The sequence below is a fragment of the Thermodesulfovibrionales bacterium genome (genome assembly GCA_035686305.1).
GTDB lineage: Bacteria > Nitrospirota > Thermodesulfovibrionia > Thermodesulfovibrionales > UBA9159 > DASRZP01.
On the sequence record DASRZP010000065.1, the window covers coordinates 1 to 6755 of the forward strand.

Genomic DNA, 6755 nt, shown 5'->3' on the forward strand with positions numbered 1-6755 from the left:
GCTCTTGCCATGAGACCCTATGACGATGAGGTCAGCCTTTGATCTTTCTGCCTCTCTTACAATCGCATCCACCGGATAGCCCGTTCTGACAACCTTCTTTGACGGAACACCGCTTCTCTTACACAGCCTTTCGGCGTCGTCGAGACAGGCCTCGGCAGCCTGCCACAGATAATCTTCGATCGGCTCTATTAGGTGCGTCGGGGCTGCAACAGCAGAGACTAATTGAGAAGCGTAGAGACTCTTGTCTACTACGCTGATCAGCCTTATCGTGGAGCCTGTCTGTTTTGCGAGATCCGCCGCATATCGTACGGCCTTCTTTGCGCTCTCTGAGCCGTCTGTAGGAACAAGTATCTTTGAAATCATGCCTCCTCCTTTCTGTTCACTGAAAAAATACTGCCCCATCTCGATCGAGAGCCGGAAGTTGAACGATGATGAAGTCTTGTCTCCCCGCCGGCTGCCCTTCTTGCCCGCTACTGATTTGAAGGCAACAGGGGAACTGTTCGTGCATCTTCAGGAATCTTTCCCGTCAGGGCATCCAAAAATGAGACGATGTCCTGTACCTGTTCTTTTGAAAGGTCCTTGCCTAACTGGATCTTCCCCATGATCCATACGGCTTCTGTCAGCTTATCGACCGAGCCATCATGGAAGTACGGAGGGGTCATGGCCACGTTCCTCAACACAGGCACTTTAAAGACAAATTTATCGCTCTCGTTTTTTGTGACGGCGTACCTGCCTTCATCCACCTTTTCACTCTTTGTGTATTTCTCATAAGGTTCAAAAAGGCCGAACTTCTGATACATCTGTCCTCCGACATAAGGACTGGAATGACATCCTGCGCAGCCCTGGCCCATAAACGCCTCGAGTCCCTTTTTTTGTTGAGCCGTCATTGCATTCTTGTTGCCTTTGAGAAACCCTTCCAAGGGAGCAGGGGTAATTAATGTCCTCTCAAAGGCTCCGACCGCCTTTGCAAAGTTGTCGATCGTCACCGGCTCCTTGTCCGAAGGAAATGCGGCTTGAAACAGCGTTCTATATTCCTTATAGGACCGGAGGATCTTTTCGGCCGATTCATAGGATGGCATGCCGAAGGAGGGAGGCCCTATGATGGCTTGTTTCGCCTGGTCTTCAACGCTCGTCCGGTTCCCTATCCAGTGCGCAGAGATCTGGCTTGCCGCATTGAAGACCGTGGGGTCGTTTCTCGGGTTTTCCCTGCAATTGTGGCCCACTGATTTTCGCAGCCCGTCGACGGCATAGAGCGCTATAGGATGACATTTTGCACAACTCACCGTTCCGTCGACAGAGATCCTCGGTTCGTAAAAGAGCATCTTGCCGAGTCTAACCTTCTCCGGGGTTATCGGGTTCTCCGCTGACGGCATAGATTCCGGCAAAGGACCGAGGACCTGGGACGCCTTCGCGATCAGGGCCTCGTCGTCAGCGCCAAATGCAGAGCATGATAGAACGAAGAAAAGCATCAAAGGTGTGAATGTCAGGATCCCCTTTTCTTTGAATATCCCGATTATCATAAGGCCTCCTTGTGACGCGAACGATGGTTTCTCTATCTCCAATGTATCACGGAAATGCGTGACCTGCAATGCCTTCCGTGACAAGGTCTTCTTTTCGTCTCTCAAGCAGCATCGTTGTGTACCTCCCTGGTCGGCTGTGCACCGGTTCATCGGGTAAGCTATAATTCCCCTATGCCGCAGATACCAGCCTTTATCGGACAGTTTCCCTATCTTGGACTCCTTCTCCTTCTTGTCCTTGGCGGCATCGGGTTCCCCTTTCCCGAGGATACTACCCTCATCCTCTGCGGATTTCTCATCTTCAATGATGTCATAAAACCCATTCTCGCTCTGCCCGTTGTCTATGTCGGGGTGGTGCTCAGCGATCTCTTCCTCTATTTCGTGGGAAGAAAATATGGGCGGATGATCGTCACCCATAAGCGGTTCCGCAAAATCATATCACGCCAAAAACTCTCGCTCCTTGAGCAAAAATTCAACAGATGGGGAGTTCTTGTCGTATTGGCAGGAAGACATCTCGTCGGACTGCGGGCCCAGATATTCCTTGTCGCAGGGGTGATGAGAATGTCTCCGCTGAAGTTTCTGGCATCCGACGGTCTCTCGGCATCGTTTACTGTCGCATTCATGGTCGGAGCAGGCTACGTCGCCGGTAACAGTTTTCAGATCATAAAAAAGGATATTACCCGGATCGGCCATGTGGCGATCTTTCTCGCGGTAATCTCCCTTGCACTCTATCTTGTCTTCAAATACGTGAGGTCCAGACCGAAAGCATCCCGCTAGACCCTTCTCACAATCAGAACCTGCCTGTTTCGCCTCAAAGGAGATCTCTGGTAAAATACTTTACCATGATAGCCATCGTTGATTACGGAATGGGGAATCTCAGGAGCGTTGAAAAGGGTTTCCTCAAGGTAGGGGTCGACGCCAGGGTGGTCTCTGACCCCTCTTCCATTGATCAATCCGCAGGGATCGTCTTGCCGGGTGTCGGAGCCTTCAGGGATTGCATCAGGAACCTCACCGATGCGAACCTCACTGACTCCATTATCCGGGGCATCAGGAGGGGAAAGCCTTTTCTCGGCATATGCCTTGGACTGCAGGTCCTTTTCAGCGAATCAGAGGAATTCGGTGTCTGTAAAGGCCTCGATCTCTTCAGGGGAAAGGTCGTGAGATTCACGCGGTCCGGTCTGAAGGTCCCTCATATGGGATGGAACAGTCTCACGATCGTGAAGAGGCCTCCTATTTTCGACGGTATCCCTGACAATGCTTATTTTTATTTTGTCCATTCCTTCTACGTGGTCCCCCAGGACAGGGAGATCGTCGCAACTACAACAGATTACGGAGGGGAGTTTACTTCCATGATCTGGAAGGACAATGTCTTCGCAACACAGTTCCACCCTGAAAAGAGTCAAGAGTTGGGGCTGAAGATCCTGAAGGGCTTCGGCGAATTCGTCCGGAAGGCCTAGCCTCTCTTACTTCATATCATTCATCCATCGAGATGCCGGGAGCCGACATCATCCCCTTCCGGCAAGAAGTTCCCTCACGGTCTTTCCCAGAAGAGGATGAACCTTTTCAGGCGCTATCTCTGAAAGCGGTTTCAGGACAAAGTTCCTCTCATGGAGGTGAGGATGGGGTATCTTCAAACCTTCTTCATCCATCACGAGGTCGTCATACAGGAGAATGTCCAGGTCTATGACCCGGGGTCCCCATCGGTACGTCTCTTCCCTGCCAATTCTCTTTTCGATGTCTTTGAGGAGCCTCAGCAGGGCCTGCGGCTCCAGGCTCGTCTCTATTTCTGCTGCGGCATTGATGAATCGCGGCTGGTCCTTCACACCCCAAGGCTCGGTCTCATAAAACGCTGAGCACGCCCTGACCGCGATCCCCTCCTCCGACAAGAGGGCGAGGGCGCGAAGGCAGTGCTCTTTTCTCTCGCCGACGTTCGAACCTATGCCGATGTAAGCGGTGGGCATATCAACTGAGTAACGCCGAGCAATGAGGTACTTCGAGGACTTCCCCGAAAGTGACCTCCTACATTGAGCACTCAGCGGCAGCCGGCAACCACCAAAGGTATCACGATACAAGGCTTCTCACCTTGCCTGCCTTGCCGATGAAGATCGTTTTATACAAGCTAGAAGGTCAAGCCTGGTCCGGTTTACAGTGCCTTCTTAATCCGTTCCACTGCCTCTTTGATCCTCTCGACAGGAACAGTCAGGGCAAAGCGCACGTATCCCTCACCGGGCTTTCCAAAACCATTTCCAGGCGTCGCGAGCACGCCCGCCTCCTCAAGGATATGGGAGACAAAACCGGAAGAGTCAAAGTTTGACGGAACCCTAGTCCAGAGATAAAATGTTGCCTCAGGTTTAACAACATGGAAGCCGAGACTCTTCAATCCCCCATAAAGGACGTCCCTCCTAGCCTGATAGGTATCCCGTATCTCCGAAAGGACCTTGTCATCTGTATCAAGGGCCACGATGGCTGTTTCCTGTATCGCCTGGAAGACGCCGGAATCGAGGTTTGTCTTTATCTTGCCGAGCCCTGCGACGACATCGCTGTTACCGACAGCAAAACCGATTCTCCATCCCGTCATGTTATAGGTCTTTGAAAGAGAGTGAAACTCGATACCCACTTCCTTCGAACCTTCAACTTCGAGAAAGCTCACCGGTCGCTTTCCGTCATAATAGATCTCCGAGTAGGCAGCATCGTGGCAGACGATAATGTTATACCTCCGGGCAATAGCTATAACGTCTTCATAGAACTCTCTCTGTGCTACCGCAGAGGTGGGATTATTGGGATAGTTGATGAACATCAATTTTGCCCTTTTCAGCACATCCCCGGGGACCGCTGCGAAGTCGGGGAGGAAGTTGTTCTCCTCGACAAGGGGCAGTATATATCCAATACCCCCGGCAAAGAGGGTCGCCACGGGGTAGACAGGATAACCGGGGGAGGGGACGAGGACAACGTCTCCCGGATTCACAAAGGCAAGGGGGATATGACCGATGCCTTCCTTTGAGCCGATGAGTGAGAGGACCTCTTTCGCAGGATCGAGGGATACGGAGAATCTCCTCCTGTACCAGTTCGCGACAGCCTCGCGGTACGACAACATCCCTTCATACGAAGGGTAACGGTGATGGACAGGCTTTTGGACGGCAGTCTTCATCGCATTCACAACATGCATGGGGGTAGGGATATCCGGGTCTCCGATGCTGAGATCGATGAGATCGACCCCCTTTGCCAGGGTCTCCTGTTTCATCCTGTCGATTGCCGCAAAGAGATAGGGCGGAAGGTTTTTCACCCTGTCAGCAAACTCAAATTTCGCCATAAAGATCCTCTCCTGATAATCTTGTCCTGGAAAACGTCCCGGCTCAGTAGTGTCGAAAACCACAGAGCAGGGAGAGAGCGCTCCGCCTCTGTTAGGAGTCACAGTGAGTCTCTATGTTACTAAATAACCGGGACTTAAGTCTATTTCCCATCTTCTCTGTGACAGAAGAACCACGGGGCAGGCGATTGATAAGGAAATCACTGTCGCGTCACGGCGTTTGATATTTCCTTTTCACAGGGGTAAAATACCCGAAGCTCTCGGTGCTCGTCTATGGTGATACGTTTGTCAGAACGCACCGTGACATTCTTCAGAGCGATGCACCCGATTCGACAGAGCTGGGGATTCATGGATTTGCAGGCATGTTCAATAATCAATACGAGGTTCTCCTATGAACGATGAGGATAAGACGAAGGATGAACTCATAAAGGAGTTGGTGCTTTTGCGCCGGCAACTCGGGGGGTTCAGGGCATTCGAGATAGAGCGCAAACTCGCTGAGGAGGCACTCAGCGAAAGTGAGGAGAAGTTTCGGTCCCTCGTTGAGTCTACGGATGACTCGATATACCTGGTAGACAGAAACTACCGATATCTCTATATGAACAGGAAGCACATGTCACGGATGGGTTTCGGAGGAGAAGAATATATCGGCAGGATGTACGGTGATTTTCACACCGATGAGGAGACAAGAAACTTTGTTGAAGAGATCAGGAGAGTATTTGAAACAGCAGAGCCCGCCCAGCATGAACACAGAAGCAAGAGGGACGACAAGTATTTTCTTCGGACCCTAAGCCCTGTTAAGGGACCCGAGGGGAAAACGATAGCGGTGAGTGTTGTCTCGAAAAACATCACGACCCTGAAGCTCATGGAGGAGGAGAGAGAAAGGCTTATTGCGGAACTCCAGGAAGCCCTCGCAAACATCAAGACACTGAAGGGGCTGATCCCTATTTGTGCCTGGTGCAAAAAAGTCCGCGACGACAAGGGCTATTGGGACGAAATCGAAACCTACGTCAGAAGACATTCCGAAGCTGACTTCACCCACGGCATTTGTGCCACATGTTTGGAAGAACTCGAGGCGAAAGAGAATCGGAAAGATAAGGAAAAGGAATAATTCGTTATAAGAGCGGGGACTTTGTCATTTTGCACGTTTCAAGCCGAGGGCAGCTTCTTCCTTTGCACCGCACTGCCCATAATTGATATACTTCTCAAGAATTACTCAGAGCTGTCGAGAAACATACCGTGTCTTACGAGAATATCAAGGTTATAGCTCATTCAGGATATCGGGGTGACGAAAGCCCGCGAGCTTTTTTCATGCGTGGTGAAAGAATCGCCGTTGTCGAAATCTTGGACATGTGGATCGAAGAAGACGTGTCTGATAAGACGAGAAGGAGATTCTTTATCGTCAAGGGGAATGATAAACACAAGTATAAAATCTATAACGATGAAAAGACGTTGGAGTGGTTCTGTGAAATGAAGGGGAGTCCTTGCTCCCTTAATAAATTTTAATAAATTGCAAACGGAAGGACTTTGCCATTCTGACAGTGTCAGGCCAGGCCTCAAGAACGAATAGGCGTCATTCTTCTGCGAGAGTCCGTCGTGAGGAGAGATTTAGCGCCCACTATGAACGGCATATCAGCTGTAAAAGACAGAACTTAACCTATCAGACAGTGTGCGATCATCGATTGGTTCCATTCGAAAACAGGACCATTTGTGATTTGCGATCCTAGAAACACTCCGATGCACTGTTCCGGAGGGCTATTGCATTGGTAGGGCGGAAAGAACTCGACCGTGAGATCTTGCCTTTCTTGCAGGAAGGACAGGTGGTGACATCGATGCCACAGATCCTCAGCAATTGTTCCTGCCAGGTCTCCGGTTTGTCCTTTTCCCTTGTGACGATTGTGCGACTCTCCAAGAGTTCACGGCAAAGAGCTATG

Annotated in this window: 8 protein-coding genes; 3 read left to right on the plus strand and 5 right to left on the minus strand. The window is 50.8% G+C overall.

The window, feature by feature from the left end; translation table 11 throughout:
• Positions 1–363: universal stress protein (locus VFG09_08065; protein HET6515099.1), on the minus strand; the 363-nt coding region annotated here is incomplete at its 3' end.
• A 107-nt stretch (positions 364–470) separates the two neighbouring features.
• Complete coding sequence (locus VFG09_08070) at positions 471–1520, minus strand: cytochrome c peroxidase (GenBank protein ID HET6515100.1); 1050 nt, start codon at positions 1518–1520, stop codon at positions 471–473.
• 171 nt (positions 1521–1691) lie between these two features.
• Here VFG09_08070 and VFG09_08075 point away from each other — a divergent pair, with 171 nt between their 5' ends.
• Both VFG09_08075 and hisH read left to right on the plus strand, forming a co-directional pair.
• Positions 1692–2294, plus strand: coding sequence for a DedA family protein (locus VFG09_08075; GenBank protein HET6515101.1), 603 nt, complete (start codon positions 1692–1694; stop codon positions 2292–2294).
• A 65-nt stretch (positions 2295–2359) separates the two neighbouring features.
• On the plus strand, positions 2360–2974 hold the full coding sequence (gene hisH, locus VFG09_08080) for an imidazole glycerol phosphate synthase subunit HisH (GenBank protein HET6515102.1): 615 nt from the start codon (positions 2360–2362) through the stop codon (positions 2972–2974).
• Positions 2975–3022: 48 nt separating this feature from the next.
• On the opposite strand, the gene folK is transcribed toward hisH, so the two are convergent.
• Together folK and VFG09_08090 are read right to left on the minus strand one after the other, a co-directional pair.
• Entirely contained in the window at positions 3023–3478 is a 456-nt protein-coding gene (gene folK, locus VFG09_08085) for a 2-amino-4-hydroxy-6-hydroxymethyldihydropteridine diphosphokinase (protein HET6515103.1), read from the minus strand.
• Positions 3479–3660: 182 nt separating this feature from the next.
• Entirely contained in the window at positions 3661–4827 is a 1167-nt protein-coding gene (locus VFG09_08090) for an LL-diaminopimelate aminotransferase (protein ID HET6515104.1), read from the minus strand.
• A 388-nt stretch (positions 4828–5215) separates the two neighbouring features.
• Here VFG09_08090 and VFG09_08095 point away from each other — a divergent pair, with 388 nt between their 5' ends.
• Complete coding sequence (locus tag VFG09_08095) at positions 5216–5932, plus strand: PAS domain-containing protein (GenBank protein HET6515105.1); 717 nt, start codon at positions 5216–5218, stop codon at positions 5930–5932.
• 612 nt (positions 5933–6544) lie between these two features.
• Here the strand turns inward: VFG09_08095 and VFG09_08100 are convergent.
• Positions 6545–6755: hypothetical protein (locus tag VFG09_08100; protein ID HET6515106.1), on the minus strand; the 211-nt coding region annotated here is incomplete at its 5' end.

Excerpts from the sequence above, each read along its gene's own strand:
- VFG09_08070 (HET6515100.1), bottom strand. The coding sequence starts at position 1,520 with ATGATAATCGGGATATTCAAAGAAAAGGGGATCCTGACATTCACACCT.
- VFG09_08075 (HET6515101.1), top strand. The coding sequence starts at position 1,692 with ATGCCGCAGATACCAGCCTTTATCGGACAGTTTCCCTATCTTGGACTC.
- hisH (HET6515102.1), top strand. The coding sequence starts at position 2,360 with ATGATAGCCATCGTTGATTACGGAATGGGGAATCTCAGGAGCGTTGAA.
- folK (HET6515103.1), bottom strand. The coding sequence starts at position 3,478 with ATGCCCACCGCTTACATCGGCATAGGTTCGAACGTCGGCGAGAGAAAA.
- VFG09_08090 (HET6515104.1), bottom strand. The coding sequence starts at position 4,827 with ATGGCGAAATTTGAGTTTGCTGACAGGGTGAAAAACCTTCCGCCCTAT.
- VFG09_08095 (HET6515105.1), top strand. The coding sequence starts at position 5,216 with ATGAACGATGAGGATAAGACGAAGGATGAACTCATAAAGGAGTTGGTG.